Raw genomic sequence first — 15,547 nt, 5'->3', positions numbered from 1 at the left:
GCGCCTGTTGCGAGTCGTTAGCGCCTGGCGCGCTATTCGTCTCCGATCAAGACCCGTCTGTCATGATGGCCAAGCGTTTGTTGATGTAGCCCTCAACATTCTCTTCCAGAATATCGAGCGGAACCGGGCCGGATTCCAAGACCACATCATGAAATTCGCGGATGTCGAACTGAACGCCCAGCCGGGTCTTGGCCTGCTCGCGCAGCTCCATGATCTTCAGCTTGCCGATGGTGTAAGCGGTCGCTTGGCCCGGATAGACGATGTAGCGCTCAATCGCCTTGCGGATGTCACCATCGGGATTGGGCGTATTGTCGGTGAGATATTGGATCGCCTTCTCGCGGCTCCAGCGTTTGTCATGAATGCCTGTATCGACCACGAGGCGGCAGGCCCGCCACAGCTCCATGCCAAGCCGGCCAAAATCGGAATAGGGATCGGTGTAGAAGCCCATGTCCTTGCCGAGCTCCTCAGAATACAGTCCCCAGCCTTCGGTATAAGCGGTCACCCCGCCAAAGCGGCGGAATGGCGGCAGATCGCCCATTTCGGTCTGAAGGGCGCGCTGAAGATGGTGACCGGGTGAGCCCTCGTGATAGGCCAGAGCCTCCAGCTCATTCTTGCTCATATCGCGCAGATTATAGAGGTTCACATAATAAGTGCCCGGGCGCGATCCATCGGGCGCGGGACTCTGATAAAACGCCTTGCCCGCGCTCTTTTCGCGGAACGCTTCAACCGGTTTGATAACCATCGGAGCCTTGGGCAAGCGGCCAAAATAGTCGGGCAACTTGGCCTCCAGCTTGCGCAGCGCCGCATTCGCGTCTGCGAGGTAATCCTCGCGGCTCGTATAGAAGAAGCGGTCGTCATTGCGGGTGAATTTGAAGAAGTCCTGCAGGCTGCCCTCAAACCCGACCTTGGCCATGATCGCGCGCATCTCGCCGTGGATCCGCTCGACTTCGCTAAGGCCGATATTGTGGATCTCATCCGCAGTCAGATCGGTGGTAGTGTAGTTCTTGAGCAGCGCGCTGTAATAATTGGCGCCATCCGGCAGGCGCCATACCCCGTCATCGGTGGGCGCAATGGCTTCCTGGCGTTTCATTTCAGCCAGCAGGCGCTGGAGTGCGGGTTCAGCAGAACCCTTCCACGCATCGCGCGCTCGTTCGTAAAGGATGGATGCCTCCGCTGCCTCTGCCGCGTTGTTTTGATCAACATCCGGTAGCCCAGCCACCTTGGCCTTGAAATCCACCAAGACCGCATTCTCATCACCAGCATTCAGCAGGTTCTCGATATCCGAGATGACATAGGGATACACCCATTTGGGCGGCATCACGCCATTTTCGGCTCGCTCGCGCGCCTCTGCGGTCAGCGTGTCGACCACAGCCCCCATGCCTTCAATCCGGTTGACATAAGCCATGGCATCATCCTCTGATGAGACCCGGTGAATGTTGATCAGGAACGCTGGCAGGCCGCTCTGAGCGCCGCGCATCTGATTGAACAGATAGACATTCTTACGATATTTATGCGTGCGAGCGCTGCGCTCTGCCATCGCCTCAAACAGACGGAAAGACAGCGCATCGTCGCCTGACAAGTCACCAAGATCGTAGTTCCTGCGCATATAACCGACCGCGGCTTGCAGCAATTCCTGCTGCCTAGCCGCACCTGCATCGCTGTAGTCATCCCAGTTGCCGTAGGAAGCGTCGCGAATGCCGCGATAGGCCTTGGCCTCAGGCGAGAGCTCCAATTGCGCTTCATCATATTTCTCAAAAAACTCACTCAGCGAAAGCGCGGCCTCGGCGGTGTCCACGGACGCATCCGCGCTAGCAAGTGGCTGCTGAGCTGCGGTCGGTGCGCAAGCAGCGAGAGCCAGAGCAATAGTGGAGCTAAACAGAAGGGCAGAGCGGCGCATAGATATCCTCATTAGTGGTCATGTCTCGGTAGGCGGTCCGAAGCGGGTTTCACGGCACAAATCACCGCAGTTCCTAACCCAATTCGCGGAAATTCTTCGGGTCGATCATTTCATTCAAGAACGGACTGTCATCATCGCTCAGCCGCGCTGGGGTGCGCCCAGCGAACCGCTGAATCTCGCGGATCATATGCGATTGATCGAAAAATGCATCGTCCAATTCCGCTTCATATTCAGGGGTGAGCTGCGGGAAAGACAGCCATGCCGCGGCTCGCAAGGCGCGGTATTTGCGCGCGAGCGCTTGCGGGGGGAGGCCGAAATATCGCTCGACCAAGCGCTGAACCTGCCGCTCCGAATAAGACGCCGCCGCCATTAGGTCCGCCAGATTGGGATTGAGCGACGCGCCCAGCCACTGATTAACCGTTCGGATGAGGTCATTATGGCGAGTGTTGAGTCGCCGGGCGCGGCCCTCTATAAAAGCGCCCAGTTCCAGCGCGCATTCGCGCCCACCAAACTTGCCTGCGCGGTATCCCGCATTCAGGCGCTCGCCCAAGGCGACAATTTCACTACCAAGCACAGTGCGTGCCTCGATCATCCGGTCTCGATGCTCGCCCGCATGCAATCCAGTGAGCGCCCCCCAGCCCTGCGGAGTGAGCGCCGCGCCGACCACATGAAACGGTCCTTCAACAACAATCGGCGTCGCTGTTGAGAGCGGCGTAAGCATCGCAATTTCTGGATTGGGGTCACGGCGTCCGCTGGCAAACAGCATTTCGCCTTTGCCATAAGGGAACAGCGAGAGATGCCCGATCGAAGCGGGCTGAATGTCGTGGATCTCCGCTTCTTCACAGCGGAAGTGATAGAGCGTCGTCACATAATCGCTAATCGCGGATGGCGGCGCGATGTAGTCGATTGAGATGAGCGACGCCGGAGTGAGCGCAAACTCGGTGTCGGACTCGGGAAAGTCCGGCTCGCTTTGACCCGCCGCTGAAAAGTGATGGTCAACCATTACGAGCGCCTCATGGACGCAGGCCTAGCCGCTTCCCCTATGATTTAACACAAAAAAAGGGCAGCTCTCAAATGAGAACCGCCCTATTGAAGTTGAGGAACTCTTCGCATTGCTGCTCCGAGCCCTTCGGGTCGCACGCACTATGTAGGATAGAAATGCGGCGAATAATTGTATGCAAACGACAAATTGCAGCCCTGCTCACAATTTTTCTGAATTCTATTGCGCGGGCACCCTCGACAAGCACACGAATATTGCGATAGCGCGCAGTTATGTTGTTTCGCCTCTTACGCCCCGCAATTTTCTCGCTTGATTCGGAAAAGGCTCACCGACTCGGTGTGGCCGCGCTAAAGGCATCGCCGCTGCGCGCCACCTCTCAATCAGGGCCGAGCGCGATTGAGATCGCTGGCCTCCATTTTCCCAATCCGGTCGGTGTCGCGGCCGGCTTTGATAAAGATGCAGAGGTTCCCGATCAGCTGCTCGGTCTTGGCTTTGGCTTTACCGAAGTCGGTTCGATCACGCCGCGCCCGCAGGCTGGCAATCCAAAGCCACGCCTGTTCCGTCTGGTCGAGGATAAAGCGGTCATCAATCGCATGGGCTTTAACAATGGTGGCGGCGCAGCGGCGCTTGCGCGGCTTGAGCGGCGCAAAGACAACCCCGGGATCGTCGGCATCAATATCGGTGCGAACAAGGAATCAGAAGACCGCATCGCCGACTATGCAGCGATGGCGCGGATGATGACGCCGCTCGCCAGCTATCTGGCAGTGAATGTTTCCAGCCCCAACACCCCTGGCCTGCGCGCTCTGCAAGATGAGGGCGCGCTCAGTGCATTGATCGACGCTGTGATCGAAGCGCGCGAAGAGGCAGGCGCAAGCCTTCCCAAACTGCCGCCGATTTTCCTAAAGGTCGCCCCTGACCTGATGCAGGATGATATTGATGCGATCGCTCGGATTGCTCTCGACAAGCAGCTTGGCGCACTGATCGTCTCCAATACGACCATCTCCCGGCCAGCGCTGCGCTCGCGCCATGCGGGCGAGACCGGTGGCCTGTCCGGCGCACCATTGCGTGAACTGGCGCTCAAACGCATGCGCGATTTCCGCGCAGCGACGGGCGGCGCCATCCCACTGATCGGTGTCGGCGGAATTGCCAGCGCAGAGCACGCGTGGGAGCGCATTCGCGCGGGCGCCAGCCTGATCCAGCTCTATTCCGCCATGGTTTATGAAGGCCCTGGCCTGGGCGCTCACATTGCGCGCGGGATTGAGCGGCTAATGCAGCGCGATGGTTTCACACGGCTTGAAGAGGCGGTCGGAACCGAATAGCGAAGGCCCATGATCAAACGCCTTTCTGCAAGTCTCGCCTCAGCCCTTCTCCTTTCCAGTTGTTCGACCGCGCAACAGACCGTTCCGCTGGAGGGTGTCGAGAATATTGATTTTTCACGCGGAGGCGCAGTGAGCAGCGCTGACCCGCGCGCCACCTCCGCCGGCGAAGCGATCCTGGCGAAAGGCGGCTCTGCCACCGATGCCGCGATTGCAGTGATGCTGGCGCTGACCGTGGTCGAACCGCAAAGCTCCGGCATTGGCGGGGGCGGCTTTCTGGTCCGGGCAGATGGCGCAGGCGGAGATTTGCTGACCTATGATGGCCGCGAAACTGCACCTGCTGCGGCGACCGGCACGCGCTTCCTTGATGAAAACGGTGAACGCCTGCCGCGCGAATTGCGCGTCCTTTCTGGCTTAAGTGTCGGTGTGCCGGGCAATCTGGCGCTCGCGGCCAAGGCGCATGCAGCGCACGGCAAATTGCCTTGGGCCGACCTATTTCAACCTGCGATCGCGCTGGCTGAGGATGGCTTCCGCATGAATGTGCGGCTCAACGAGTCGCTATCCGGACGCAACAAAGGGCGCGCTGGGCTGACTGAAGAAGCACGCGCTGTTTTCTTTGGCGCGGACGGCGAACCGCTGCCGGTTGGATCGATCGTGCGGAATGAAGAGCTGGCGGAAACGCTCACTGATCTGGCCGAAACCGGCGCAGAGGCATTGTATGACCGCAATGCAGAGGATTTGGCCGAATATATCGCCGAAAAGACCCCGCAAGATGGCAAGATGACCACAGCGGACATCATCAGCTATCAGTCCAAACTGCGCGATCCGGTGTGCGCGCCGTATCGCGAATATCAAATTTGCGGCATGGGTCCGCCATCATCGGGCGGCGTTGCCGTTGCGCAAATGCTGGGGCAGCTAGAGCGTTTTGATATCGCCGCGCTTGGCCCAGAAAGCCCGACGTTCTGGCACCTGTTTCTGGAATCTCAGCGCGTCGCCTATGCCGACCGAGAGCTCTACATTGGCGACAGCGATTTCGTGAGTGTGCCCGTCAAAGGGCTAGTCGACCCCACTTATGTCGCGAGCCGCAGCGCGCTCATCAGCCCGACGGCCACTATCACCGACCTCAAACCAGGCACGCCTCCGGGGGCTCCGCTTGCCCGCGCAGATGGCGACGAGCCGCTCGAGCAAGGCACGACCCATTTCTCCGCCGTAGATGGCGAGGGCAATGCGGTCAGCTACACCTCAACCGTCGAGGGCGCCTTTGGATCGGGCCTGTTCTTTGGTGGGTTCTATCTCAACAACGAGCTTACCGATTTCAGCTCCACCCCAGTGATCGATGGCAAGCCCGTGGCCAATGCGGTTGAAGGCGGCAAACGCCCGCGCAGCTCCATGGCGCCAACAATTGTCCTGAATCAAAACGGCGAGATCGTGCTGGTTATCGGCGCGGCAGGCGGGCCGACCATTCCGGTACAGGTCGCACGCTCCATCATCGGCGTGGTGGATTTTGGACTGAGCGCACAGGATGCCCTGGCGCTGCCGCTGATCATGTCATTTGGCGAAACCGCCGTGATTGAGCAGGGCACCATGCTGGAGGACATGCAGGACGAACTGGCCGCGCTGGGCCATTCGCAAATCCGCGCCTTTGGCCCGCCGCTCAAAGCCAATGCCCTGCGCCGCACAGCGGATGGCTGGGAAGTGGCCACCGACCCGCGCATCGCGCCGAAGCTGGTCTACACCCGCTAGGGCTTTCGCCCGGCTGGGGAACTCAGCTCACCGCGAGTGCATTACCTCTCCACACCCGCGAGCGCCTTTGGCGCTTGCGCTAATGCTGGGCGCGCCTAATCTGCGCAAAACAAGAATACTGGTGGGGGAGCCAAATTTCAGTGCCGCAAGACACGCATCTCAACGACATCGATAATGCGAACAATCTCGTCGAATTGTTCCTGAAACGCGCCGATGAAAAAGGCGATGCGCCGTTTCTGGGCCGCAAAGCCAATGGCGAATGGACCACGCAAAGCTGGCGCGAAGTGGCAGAGCAGGTCTGCTTGCTGGCGGAGGGTCTGCGCCGGATTGGCCTGAAAGACGGGGACCGGGTGGCGCTGGTTTCAGAAAACCGCCCCGAATGGTGCATTTCTGACCTTGCCGTGATGGCCGCAGGCTGCATCACCGTGCCGACCTACATCACCAACACCGAACGCGATCATTGCCACATCTTGGACAATTCTGGCGCGCGCGCAGTGATCGTCTCGACCGAAAAGCTGCTCGCCCCGGTGCACGGCGCGATCCAGTCGACCGGTATTGCCGACCATGTGATTGGCATCGAAGACCTGCACCGCAAGCAATCAAGCGGCTTTGAGTACCACAACTGGGACAGCATGATTGCGGGCGATCCGGCTGAAGCCCGCGCAGCCGTGGAAGAGCGCCTTAGGGGCATCACCCGGAACACCACTGCGTGTCTGATCTACACCAGCGGCACTGGCGGCGCGCCGCGCGGGGTGAAGCAGCATCACGGCGCAATCCTGTGCAATGCGAGCGGCGCGGCGGAAATCCTGATCAATGACTTTGGCATCTCCGAGGAACGCTTTTTGTCGTTCCTGCCGCTCAGCCACGCTTATGAGCACACCGGCGGGCAATATCTGCCAATCTCGGTCGGGGCAGAGATCTTTTATTCAGAAGGCCTGGAGAAACTCGCCAGCAATATCGAGGAAGTGCGCCCGACCATCATGGTCGTCGTCCCGCGCCTGTTCGAGGTGCTGCGCAGCCGGATCCTTAAGCAGGTTCAAAAGCAGGGCAAGCTCGCCAATTACCTGATGGACCGCGCGCTGACGATTAGCGAGAAAGCCGCCGAGCGCGGGAACAAGCGCAAGCGTGATAAGCCAATGGACTTCATCGTCGAGCGCACTCTGCGCCCGAAAATCCGCGACAAATTTGGCGGCCGGATCAAGGCGATGGTGTCTGGCGGGGCGCCGCTTAACCCGGACGTTGGCACCTTCTTTGAGGCGATGGGCCTCACTATGCTGCAAGGCTATGGCCAGACTGAAAGCGGCCCGGTGATCAGCTGCAACCGCCCGGCGACAGGCTTGAAGATGGACACCGTTGGCCCGCCGATGCGGGGGGTGGAGATCAAGATCGCCGATGATGGCGAGATCCTGTGCCGCGGCGAGCTGGTGATGCATGGATATTGGCAGAATGACGCCGAAACCGCGCGCACGCTAATGAAAGACCCCAATGATCCCGATGGTGCGCCGTGGCTACACACCGGCGATATCGGTCATCTGGATGAAGCGGGCCGGATCGTCATCACCGACCGTAAGAAGGACATGATCGTCAACGACAAGGGCGACAATGTTGCCCCGCAAAAGATCGAAGGCATGCTGACCCTGCAACCGGAAATCGCGCAGGCGATGGTGAGCGGTGACAAGCGGCCTTATGTCGTCGGCCTGATTGTACCCGATGCCGAATGGGCGGTGGAATGGGCACGCGCCAATGACGAGAAGTTCGACATGGTCGCTCTACAAGATCTGCCCGCCTTCAAGACCGCCGTTCGCGCAGCCGTTGACCGGGTGAACAAGGATTTGTCCGTGATCGAGAAGGTGCGCCAATTCACCTTTGCAGACGAAGCGTTCTCAATCGAGAACGAGGAAATGACGCCGAGCATGAAAATTCGCCGGCACAAGATCCGTGACCGCTATCAGGATAAGATCAACGGGCTCTATCGGGGGTAGCTGTCGAGCCGTTTGCGAAAATGACCGAGCTGCCCTGAGAGAGCCTTAAACCGAGTTTCTAAAGTATCACGGAGATCCATGGCTTCCGACTTGCTGAGACACCATTGGGTTGGTGTGGATTTTCCTGCTTTGTAAATTTGCGCATCAAACCGAACATGCCAATCGCCCCGGCGGTCAATCAATTCTTGGGCAGTCCCATGCGCTAGTAAGAAACGCTCGCTCTCAACTCGACGCCAGCTTGAAATGGCCAGCACCAGTGCCTCCCGCTGTTTCGTGGTAGCCGGTTCATTTTCAGCCAATTCTTGAAGGGTATCGAAGCGCTGCCCGGCCAAGTGAGCTAGCTTCAACTCCTTACCATTTGAGATAGCCTGTTCGAGCGTCCTTCCGACCGCCTGCTCCGTGCGAGCGTACAAATCAAGGCAGCACCCACGCCACGCATCGATTTCAGCGCGAGCAATCTGATGCTGCGTCAGAGCGTCCTGTGGCAAATCACTCAAACCAGTTCGGCTTCCTCGACATATTCCGGATAGAAGCTCGGCGTTTCATCTGACCATGCTGGCGCGGTTGCTGCTGCTTCGCTCAAGGATTGCAACAGGACCTTGCGGCGGTCCGGCTGAATTTGCGGCAGAGCGCTGGCCGCGCAGAAAGCTGCGGGTAGAAACGGGCGTGCTTCTGCGCCGAGCAAGCGCTCGTAGAGGAAGCGAAACGCGGAAAAGCTAGTGATCGCATCGGCTTGCAGGTCGAAGGTCGCCATGCGGATCAGCTTGCCGATGAAGACTTCGGTGTCGGCCATGCCGTGCTGGGCAGGGATCAGAGCGCGCAGCGACTTGAGGTCCTGATAGGCGACATATTGGCGGCGGATCGCGGCGTTTTCGCGCGCATCGCGGGCCCATAGCTTAAAGGCGTCCTTACGGCTCAAGCCAATGTCGAGGCTGCACTTGATATAGCGCTGCTCAGCGGCGCTAAAGCCTGCGAACTCGCGCATTTCGCCGATTGCCATTGATGTACTGCCCACGGTCGCCATGAAAGTCTCCTCTGCGTTGAAGACGGTCATCGCGGAACTTGGTTAATAGGTAGTAACCTGTAGGCATTTTTTTGCGCCTCAGGCGCCGGCGTTCGCATCCGCTCTCTTGGCTATCCTCGCTCATACGACCTGAAGGTCGCATCGCTGCGGGCGGCCGGTCGGCCTTGCGATTCACTCGCGTGAACCGTGCTCCGCGACCAAGCCAATCAATATCTTAGATCAATCCTGCTAGCGGACTGCTAGGATCGGCATACTTCCGCCGCCCCATGCGGCCGGCCAGATAGGCCTCGCGCCCGGCCTCCACCGCCAGCTTCATCGCGCGCGCCATGCGGATCGGATCTTTCGCCTCCGCAATGGCGGTGTTCATCAGCACCCCATCACAGCCAAGCTCCATCGCGACCGCCGCATCAGAAGCCGTTCCGACTCCCGCATCGACCAGCACCGGCACACTCGCGCCTTCGACAATCAGACGTATCGTCACTTGATTTTGAATGCCGAGGCCAGAGCCAATTGGCGCGCCAAGCGGCATGATTGCCACCGCGCCCGCTTCTTCCAATTGCTTGGCCGCAATCGGATCATCAACGCAGTAAACCATCGGGTGAAAGCCTTCTTTGGCCAGCACTTCGGTGGCCTTTAGGGTCTCGCGCATATCCGGATAGAGCGTGCGCGCTTCGCCCAGCACCTCCAGCTTAACCAGATCCCAACCTCCCGCCTCGCGCGCCAGGCGCAGCGTGCGGATCGCATCATCCGCGGTGAAGCAGCCTGCGGTGTTGGGAAGATAGGTGGTGACCTTCGGATCGATAAAGTCAGTCAGCATCGGTGCCTTGGGATCACTCACATTGACCCGGCGCACGGCAACGGTGACAATTTCCGCCCCGCTCGCCTGCAAGGCATCGGCATTCTGCTGAAAATCTTTGTACTTGCCCGTGCCCACGATCAGCCGCGAATGGAAAGTTCGGCCCGCCACGCTCCAGCTGTCATCGCCAGAGGTGTTTTGCTCACCGCCGCCCACAAAATGCACAATTTCCAAGGTGTCCCCATCGGCCAACGCCGCTTGCTCAAGGGTTGAGCGCGGCACAATTTCACCATTGCGCTCCACTGCCACTTTTTCAGGCAACAGCTCCAATTCGCGCACAAGGTTAGCGATTGTGTTGGCGCTGGTCTGGCGGGTGTCACCATTAAGGGTGATGCTTTTTTGTGCAGTCATGCGCGCCGAGATAATGGCATCGCCGCGCGGCGCAAGCATAAGCGCAAATTGGATCGTCGGGGATGCTCTGTGATGACAGAAATTAGCAGCGAAATCAGCACGCTATTGCGGCACTGCTCAATTAGTGGGCATGCCGTAAATTGAGCACATGTCCGCACGTCACAAGCGAAACGCCAATAATCGTCAGCACGGCTTCTTGAATGCCATGTGGCACGGCCAATGCTCCGCCCATGAATGTAAGACCCGTCATAGCGACCACAAAGGGGGCGGCTTGGCGATGCTTAAGCGCGCCCCAACCAATCGCCACAGCTGCCACGATTAGAGCGATCGCGAGGCCAAAACGGTGAAGCTCAGGTGCAAGTAAGAACTGCCCGCCCACACCTAGACCGGATACGATCAAGATTGTTGCGACACAATGCAGCGCGCATAGGCCCGAGAGCCAAATGCCGGCCCGGTCAAACCGGCCGCGAATCGAGGTGTTTGTGTCGTTCATGAGCAATCACGCGCTATGTATGTAACATTATACCATTCTGCAAGCACAACCTCGGACTAGAGCTCCGCATGATCTTCAAGAACGGCGCTGCTCTAATTGCAGCGCGCGCAAGGTCATTTGCGATCTACAGGCTTGCACTTCGCTGCCTCGCGGGACAGTTAGGCGCTCGAAATGGCTTCCTCGCTTCATCCTGCACCATCCTCGCCAGCACTCGGCATTGTGCTCGGCCGCCCGCTGGCGCTTGTACGCTGGCTGATGGTTGTTGCTGCAATGGTTGTGATCATCGTCATGGTCGGCGGTATCACGCGCCTCACGGAGAGCGGCCTCTCAATCACCCAATGGGATTTGGTCTCTGGCGTGCTCCCACCACTTAGTGAAGAGGCGTGGCAGGCTGAGTTTGATCTGTACCGCCAAACGGGCGAATACCGCTTTGAAAGCGGCCCGGCCGGCATGGATTTGGAAGCTTTCAAGTTCATCTATTTCTGGGAGTGGTTCCACCGCAATCTCGGGCGATTGATTGGGGTGGCGTTCGCGCTCCCGCTCGCGTGGTACTGGATCAAAGGGGCGATCCCTACAGGTTACAAGGGCCGCCTGTTCGCGCTCCTTTCCTTGATTGGTTTTCAAGGCGCGCTGGGTTGGTACATGGTGTCCTCTGGCGTGGGCACAGACCTGACCGATGTCAGCCATTTTCGCCTCTCCGCGCATTTGCTCACCGCTTTCTTCTTGCTCGGCGGGCTGGTGTGGACAGCGCTTGATCTGAAGGCTTTGGCGCGCGATCCGCAGGCGAAGCCCGCGCCACTTACCGGCCCAGCGATGATTGCTGCCGGTATTTTGTTCGTGCAATTGCTGCTCGGCGCGTGGGTCGCGGGCCTCAATGCTGGCCACGCTGCCTATGATTGGCCGTTAATGAATGGGAAGCTGATCCCTGAGGTCAATTTCTCGCAAGGCGTGCTCTGGACCCTAACCCATGATCCATTTCTGCTGCATTGGCTGCACCGCTGGTGGGCCTGGATCGCAGTCGCCGCGCTCGTTTGGATCGCACGGCGCGTGCGCAAGACGCACCGAATGGCATCCGTTGCCGTGCACAGCGCATTCGGCGTAATGGTGCTGCTTGGCATTGCCACTGTGCTCAGCGAGGTTTCGCTCTGGATAGCGGTCGCCCACCAACTCACCGGGGCTTTGCTGGTCGCCAGCCTTGCCTGGGCGATGCACAGCGACGGGCAAAATGCACTGGCAAGCGAGCGGGCATAACTTTCAAAATTGCGCTATACTGAGGCGATGACTGACCGAACGCCCAGCACAAACTCCGACAGTTTAGCTGCACTCATTTGGTGCCCATTCCCTGATCGCGACGCAGCGCGCAACGCAACAAGCATATTGCTTGAAGAGAACTTGATTGGCTGCGTGAATATCATTGGCGGGGTCGAATCGATCTTCAAATGGCAAGATAAAGTCAAGACCAGCGCCGAAGTGGCAGTGTTGCTAAAGACACGCAGCGGATTGCTCAATCGCACTATAGAGCGTCTTGGCGTATTGCATCCCTATGATAGTCCGGCAATACTTGGGTTGAATTGTGACGCGGCTCACGAAACAACGGATGCATGGCTGGCTGCTCTTCGGCCGGTCTAGAACGACTTAGGACGGGGGATCATGACTAATTTTACTCGCCGGACCGCTTTAGGCTCGGCGCTTGGAGCGTGTGTGGTGGGGGCGTCCGCGTTTAGTCTGCCGGCGATGGCAGCAGGCCGCCTAACAGTCCCAGCAAATTCCATGCGGCTCATGCGGCGAATTGAGCGCGAACTGCGCGATAGTCGAATGCTGACCGTAACCCGTGAATGGTTGGTGGACTTTGCCCCGCAAGGCCGCGGCATTGTGATTAATGGCCAGCAGATATTCGCGAAGGTCGATGCACCGCAGCAGCTGGCTCGACTCGCCGCGATAGAAGAAGCGCGCTCAACCGACAGCATGTTTCCCATTATGCTGGGCGAGGCCGGAGAAATCCTAGCAGCCGGGATATCAACCAAGCAGGAAGATATGGATGCGGCGATCAAAGAGGCCGAATCGATGATCAAGCGGACCAGCAGCTCCGCTACGCAGCAGGCGCAGCGCATGGCGCATCTGGCGCAATTGCAGCAGGCAGGCGGCACCTTGCTTGCACAAATGCCGCGCGATCTGTTCTATCCCAGCGAAGAAAAGGTTCATTCGATAAAGCCAGTCAATCTGCCCGATGGTTCGCAAGGCGAGTTTGAATTTAGCTTTTTGGCCCGCTGCGCACCGGGCGAGCGCTGGCTTGCGCATGCCGAACGGCAGATAATCACCCGTATTGGCGATGATGAGCGCCGCTCCAACGAGACCTGGGCACTGAACGCTTAGCATGCGGCCAAGCCCTTCTCAGCCGACGCAAAGTTACAGCGGTATTATTTTACCTCCCTTGAAGCGCCCGGTTTTGCTTGACTTCGAGCCGTCTTAGCGACAAATCGCGCCTCATATCGATGGAGATGCGCTGCAAGGCGTGCCTTTCGATTCGCAGCCGCGGCCCAAACGCCCGGCTGTTTTGATTTTTCAGGCCTCTTTTCTTCCGAATGGCGGCCTAAGGTTTAAGGAAAAGCCCATGAAGGCGCTCAGCAAGCAGACCCGGTCGATCAAACCGGCCGAGGTCGATAAGAAATGGCATATTATTGATGGCGAAGGACTGGTCGTTGGCCGTGTTGCTTCTCTCATCGCCAATATCCTGCGCGGCAAGCACAAGCCGAGCTACACTCCGCACGTTGACTGCGGCGATCACGTGATCGTCATCAATGCCGACAAGGTGAAATTCACCGGCAACAAGATGGCCAACAAGATCTATTACAAGCACACCGGCCACCCTGGCGGCATTAAAGAAACGACCCCGAACAAAATTCTGGAAGGTCGCTTTCCTGAGCGCGTGCTTGAAAAAGCTGTCGAGCGTATGATCCCGCGTGGCCCGTTGGGCCGTGCGCAAATGCGTGCGCTGCACCTCTACAACGGCACCGAGCACCCACATGATGGGCAAAACCCAGCTGTGCTCGACGTGGCATCCCTGAACCGCAAGAATAAGGTCTCTGCATAATGGCCGACGAAAAGAACACCGAAACCGAAACCGCGCCAGAAGCTGCGACTGAAACGCCAGCAACTGAAACCGCGACGGAAACCGTGTCTGATCTTGCAGATCTGAAAGACATCGCTGGTGATGCGCCTGCAGCCGATGCTGCGGAAATCGCTCAAAATCCGGCAGCGCCTCTGCGCGAGCAAGAGCTTGACCAATATGGCCGCGCTTATGCCACTGGTCGCCGTAAAGACGCGGTTGCCCGCGTCTGGCTGAAGCCAGGCACAGGCAAGGTCACGATCAATGGCCGCGAGCAGGAAGTGTATTTTGCACGTCCGACCTTGCGCCTGATCATCAACCAGCCGTTTTCAATCACTGAACGTGAAGGCCAGTATGACATCGTTGCTACCGTTCGCGGCGGCGGCCTGTCCGGCCAAGCTGGTGCGGTGAAGCACGGCATCAGTCAGGCTTTGACCAAATATGAGCCTGCGCTGCGCTCCACGGTGAAAGCTGCCGGCTTCCTCACCCGCGACAGCCGCGTGGTTGAGCGTAAGAAGTATGGCCGCGCGAAAGCCCGCCGGAGCTTCCAGTTCTCGAAACGCTAATCGCTTTCACTGCGAACCGAATACGAAAAGGGCGGCTCTCCGATGGGAAGGCCGCCCTTTTTCTTTGTGCTGTATGAAGGTTGGTAAGGCAGCGATTGTTTCAAGCCGCCTATCAGCAATCACTTATTCTGGTTGCAGCAGCGTCATCGCCCACGCGAGACCAGTGCCGGCCAAGAACAGCGGCCATGACCACAGGACGGCATAATCGCCCATGCGCATATTGTGGATGGCCAGAAAGCCCCCACTGGTCCCTTGTGAGCCAATCACCAACGCAACAACATAAGTCAGCACGCCGCCCAAAATCATCGCTTTGATAGCATTCATGACCACCACTCCTCAGCCAAATCACATACGATCCATAGTGCCGCAAATCTGCGGTTCGGCGAGGGATTAGCGAGATATGCCTAACATCTGGTTTCCAAGCTGCTCATTGGCAAAACCAAGCAAAGCGTTCGATTAGGCTGGTGGCGGATCACCAACAACACGCAATTCCACCGCAATTGACCCGCCCGGCTTGCATTCCAGCACCTGATAGCAAGGGGGTGCCCCGTGCCGCAGGCGGGTCGAGAGCGTGCCAATACCGATCATCCGCATCGAATGCCCACCGCGAGAACGCACCTCGTCAAACGGCGTGTGCACATGCCCCGATATCACGGCATGCGCACCGGCAGAGGCAATTGCTGCAAAGGCCTCTTCACCGCCGATAGTCGGATTCGCGCTTGCACCTTCTGGCCCAAGCAGGGGATGGTGACACATCACAATCTTTGTGCGCGGATCGCCTTTTAACTCTTCGAGTTGCGCCACAGTGCGGGCCAAGGCCGGCTTACGCACAAATCCGTCCGACCAGGGAAATCGCGGCTGCGCGCGCACAGTGGAGACCAGAGGAACAAGCACAACATCATCGGACTTGAGCTGTGCGCCAGCCTGATCATTCAGCGCGCGATAGCGCCCATAGGGATCGGTAAAACGCTCCCACAAATTATAATACGGCATGTCGTGATTGCCGGCTTGCAGCACTGTTGGCACGCCAAGTGAACCAAACCACTGCGCCGCAGCGGCATATTCGCTATGCTTGGCCCGCTGGGTCAAATCGCCTGTGCAAATAACCGCATCGGGGCGCTCTTGCTCTACCGCAGCGGCAACTGCGCTGAGCGCAGCACGATCCTCAACGCCAAAGTGCACATCGCTGATATGAAAGAGCCGCGTCGCCATA

16 protein-coding genes are annotated in these 15,547 nt (G+C 58.6%); 8 read left to right on the top strand and 8 right to left on the bottom strand.

What is annotated here, in order from left to right:
- Positions 1 to 46: 46 nt before the first annotated feature.
- Together AC0V6V_RS08815 and AC0V6V_RS08810 are read right to left on the bottom strand one after the other, a co-directional pair.
- Complete coding sequence (locus AC0V6V_RS08815) at positions 47 to 1,897, bottom strand: DUF885 domain-containing protein (protein ID WP_486165020.1); 1,851 nt, start codon at positions 1,895 to 1,897, stop codon at positions 47 to 49.
- A gap of 73 nt (positions 1,898 to 1,970) precedes the next feature.
- Entirely contained in the window at positions 1,971 to 2,900 is a 930-nt protein-coding gene (locus AC0V6V_RS08810; protein ID WP_486166299.1) for an AraC family transcriptional regulator, read from the bottom strand.
- A gap of 269 nt (positions 2,901 to 3,169) precedes the next feature.
- Between AC0V6V_RS08810 and AC0V6V_RS08805 the strand changes: the two genes are divergently transcribed.
- The 3 genes from AC0V6V_RS08805 (at position 3,170) to AC0V6V_RS08795 (ending at position 7,938) form a co-directional block, all read left to right on the top strand.
- Positions 3,170 to 4,216 carry a quinone-dependent dihydroorotate dehydrogenase gene (locus tag AC0V6V_RS08805; RefSeq protein ID WP_486165018.1) on the top strand — a complete coding sequence of 349 codons (1,047 nt, stop codon included), beginning with the start codon at positions 3,170 to 3,172 and terminating at the stop codon, positions 4,214 to 4,216.
- Between the two features lie 9 nt (positions 4,217 to 4,225).
- Complete coding sequence (gene ggt / locus AC0V6V_RS08800) at positions 4,226 to 5,956, top strand: gamma-glutamyltransferase (protein WP_486165017.1); 1,731 nt, start codon at positions 4,226 to 4,228, stop codon at positions 5,954 to 5,956.
- 140 nt (positions 5,957 to 6,096) lie between these two features.
- Entirely contained in the window at positions 6,097 to 7,938 is a 1,842-nt protein-coding gene (locus tag AC0V6V_RS08795; protein WP_486165016.1) for an AMP-dependent synthetase/ligase, read from the top strand.
- Here AC0V6V_RS08795 and AC0V6V_RS08790 read toward each other — a convergent pair.
- The 4 genes from AC0V6V_RS08790 to AC0V6V_RS08775 all read right to left on the bottom strand — a co-directional run bounded on the left by AC0V6V_RS08790 (position 7,926) and on the right by AC0V6V_RS08775 (position 10,662).
- On the bottom strand, positions 7,926 to 8,435 hold the full coding sequence (locus AC0V6V_RS08790) for a hypothetical protein (RefSeq protein WP_486165015.1): 510 nt from the start codon (positions 8,433 to 8,435) through the stop codon (positions 7,926 to 7,928). The genes AC0V6V_RS08795 and AC0V6V_RS08790 overlap by 13 nt on opposite strands.
- Complete coding sequence (locus tag AC0V6V_RS08785; protein WP_486166073.1) at positions 8,432 to 8,962, bottom strand: hypothetical protein; 531 nt, start codon at positions 8,960 to 8,962, stop codon at positions 8,432 to 8,434. Before AC0V6V_RS08785 ends, AC0V6V_RS08790 begins: the two co-directional genes overlap by 4 nt.
- A 214-nt stretch (positions 8,963 to 9,176) precedes the next feature.
- Positions 9,177 to 10,169 (bottom strand): sulfur carrier protein ThiS, encoded by a 993-nt coding sequence (gene thiS, locus AC0V6V_RS08780; protein ID WP_486165014.1) that lies wholly within the window; start codon positions 10,167 to 10,169, stop codon positions 9,177 to 9,179.
- Between the two features lie 121 nt (positions 10,170 to 10,290).
- A complete protein-coding gene (locus AC0V6V_RS08775) occupies positions 10,291 to 10,662 on the bottom strand; it encodes a MerC domain-containing protein (protein ID WP_486165013.1) in 372 nt (123 codons plus the stop codon).
- 171 nt (positions 10,663 to 10,833) lie between these two features.
- Between AC0V6V_RS08775 and AC0V6V_RS08770 the strand changes: the two genes are divergently transcribed.
- From AC0V6V_RS08770 to rpsI, 5 genes are all read left to right on the top strand, one after another.
- A complete protein-coding gene (locus AC0V6V_RS08770; protein WP_486165012.1) occupies positions 10,834 to 11,913 on the top strand; it encodes a COX15/CtaA family protein in 1,080 nt (359 codons plus the stop codon).
- A 27-nt stretch (positions 11,914 to 11,940) separates the two neighbouring features.
- Positions 11,941 to 12,291: a divalent-cation tolerance protein CutA gene (cutA, locus tag AC0V6V_RS08765; protein WP_486165011.1), complete on the top strand. Its 351-nt coding sequence runs from the start codon at positions 11,941 to 11,943 to the stop codon at positions 12,289 to 12,291.
- A gap of 21 nt (positions 12,292 to 12,312) precedes the next feature.
- The gene (locus AC0V6V_RS08760; RefSeq protein WP_486166298.1) at positions 12,313 to 13,035 is read left to right on the top strand and encodes a hypothetical protein; all 723 of its coding nucleotides are present in this window, start codon (positions 12,313 to 12,315) and stop codon (positions 13,033 to 13,035) included.
- A 238-nt stretch (positions 13,036 to 13,273) separates the two neighbouring features.
- The gene (gene rplM, locus AC0V6V_RS08755; RefSeq protein WP_472643793.1) at positions 13,274 to 13,753 is read left to right on the top strand and encodes a 50S ribosomal protein L13; all 480 of its coding nucleotides are present in this window, start codon (positions 13,274 to 13,276) and stop codon (positions 13,751 to 13,753) included.
- Complete coding sequence (gene rpsI, locus AC0V6V_RS08750; RefSeq protein ID WP_472640192.1) at positions 13,753 to 14,334, top strand: 30S ribosomal protein S9; 582 nt, start codon at positions 13,753 to 13,755, stop codon at positions 14,332 to 14,334. Before rplM ends, rpsI begins: the two co-directional genes overlap by 1 nt.
- A 123-nt stretch (positions 14,335 to 14,457) precedes the next feature.
- Here the strand turns inward: rpsI and AC0V6V_RS08745 are convergent, their stop codons facing one another.
- Both AC0V6V_RS08745 and AC0V6V_RS08740 read right to left on the bottom strand, forming a co-directional pair.
- Positions 14,458 to 14,658 carry a hypothetical protein gene (locus tag AC0V6V_RS08745; protein ID WP_486137776.1) on the bottom strand — a complete coding sequence of 67 codons (201 nt, stop codon included), beginning with the start codon at positions 14,656 to 14,658 and terminating at the stop codon, positions 14,458 to 14,460.
- A 132-nt stretch (positions 14,659 to 14,790) separates the two neighbouring features.
- The gene (locus AC0V6V_RS08740; protein ID WP_486165009.1) at positions 14,791 to 15,546 is read right to left on the bottom strand and encodes a metallophosphoesterase family protein; all 756 of its coding nucleotides are present in this window, start codon (positions 15,544 to 15,546) and stop codon (positions 14,791 to 14,793) included.
- Position 15,547: the final 1 nt, after the last annotated feature.

The organism is Erythrobacter sp. S249, from assembly GCF_057364975.1.
This window is presented reverse-complemented; position numbering and strand designations above follow the sequence as displayed.

What these genes read in the sequence shown, in the direction of transcription:
- rplM (WP_472643793.1), top strand. Translation starts at nt 13,274, where the DNA reads ATGAAGGCGCTCAGCAAGCAGACCCGGTCGATCAAACCGGCCGAGGTC.
- AC0V6V_RS08805 (WP_486165018.1), top strand. Translation starts at nt 3,170, where the DNA reads ATGTTGTTTCGCCTCTTACGCCCCGCAATTTTCTCGCTTGATTCGGAA.
- AC0V6V_RS08785 (WP_486166073.1), bottom strand. Translation starts at nt 8,962, where the DNA reads ATGGCGACCGTGGGCAGTACATCAATGGCAATCGGCGAAATGCGCGAG.
- AC0V6V_RS08815 (WP_486165020.1), bottom strand. Translation starts at nt 1,897, where the DNA reads ATGCGCCGCTCTGCCCTTCTGTTTAGCTCCACTATTGCTCTGGCTCTC.
- thiS (WP_486165014.1), bottom strand. Translation starts at nt 10,169, where the DNA reads ATGACTGCACAAAAAAGCATCACCCTTAATGGTGACACCCGCCAGACC.
- AC0V6V_RS08810 (WP_486166299.1), bottom strand. Translation starts at nt 2,900, where the DNA reads ATGGTTGACCATCACTTTTCAGCGGCGGGTCAAAGCGAGCCGGACTTT.
- ggt (WP_486165017.1), top strand. Translation starts at nt 4,226, where the DNA reads ATGATCAAACGCCTTTCTGCAAGTCTCGCCTCAGCCCTTCTCCTTTCC.
- AC0V6V_RS08770 (WP_486165012.1), top strand. Translation starts at nt 10,834, where the DNA reads ATGGCTTCCTCGCTTCATCCTGCACCATCCTCGCCAGCACTCGGCATT.
- AC0V6V_RS08745 (WP_486137776.1), bottom strand. Translation starts at nt 14,658, where the DNA reads ATGAATGCTATCAAAGCGATGATTTTGGGCGGCGTGCTGACTTATGTT.
- AC0V6V_RS08775 (WP_486165013.1), bottom strand. Translation starts at nt 10,662, where the DNA reads ATGAACGACACAAACACCTCGATTCGCGGCCGGTTTGACCGGGCCGGC.
- AC0V6V_RS08760 (WP_486166298.1), top strand. Translation starts at nt 12,313, where the DNA reads ATGACTAATTTTACTCGCCGGACCGCTTTAGGCTCGGCGCTTGGAGCG.
- cutA (WP_486165011.1), top strand. Translation starts at nt 11,941, where the DNA reads ATGACTGACCGAACGCCCAGCACAAACTCCGACAGTTTAGCTGCACTC.
- rpsI (WP_472640192.1), top strand. Translation starts at nt 13,753, where the DNA reads ATGGCCGACGAAAAGAACACCGAAACCGAAACCGCGCCAGAAGCTGCG.
- AC0V6V_RS08740 (WP_486165009.1), bottom strand. Translation starts at nt 15,546, where the DNA reads ATGGCGACGCGGCTCTTTCATATCAGCGATGTGCACTTTGGCGTTGAG.